This is a genomic window from Streptomyces noursei (assembly GCF_001646665.1).
Classification (GTDB): Bacteria; Actinomycetota; Actinomycetes; order Streptomycetales; family Streptomycetaceae; genus Streptomyces; species Streptomyces lavendulocolor.
The window spans coordinates 1-250 of sequence record NZ_LWBU01000323.1; the positions used below are offsets into that span (position 1 = coordinate 1).

General features: G+C 64.4%; 1 pseudogene. It reads right to left on the minus strand.

The features are described from left to right. Window positions 1-222 (minus strand): annotated as a pseudogene (locus A4V12_RS23230) (sugar ABC transporter permease); the annotation flags it as partial. Window positions 223-250: the final 28 nt, after the last annotated feature.

A 250-nucleotide genomic window follows, 5' to 3' on the forward strand; every position in this document is an offset into this window, starting at 1 on the left:
CGCGACCACCTTCATCAGATACGGGCAGAACAGGATGCCCTTGCAGAAGTTGCGGAAGCCCAGGCCGAAGCTGACCATCGTCGCGAAGTAGAGGGCGACGGCTCTCTGGAGGACGGTAGCGTCCAGGTAGTAGCCGCTGACGAAGCAGAGCCGGATGAGCTCGGCCCGCGTGCAGATCTGCACGAAGCTGTCGACGCTCGCGGCGTTCCGGTCGGCGCTCACACCGTACGAGCCGGTGAGGCTGTACGAG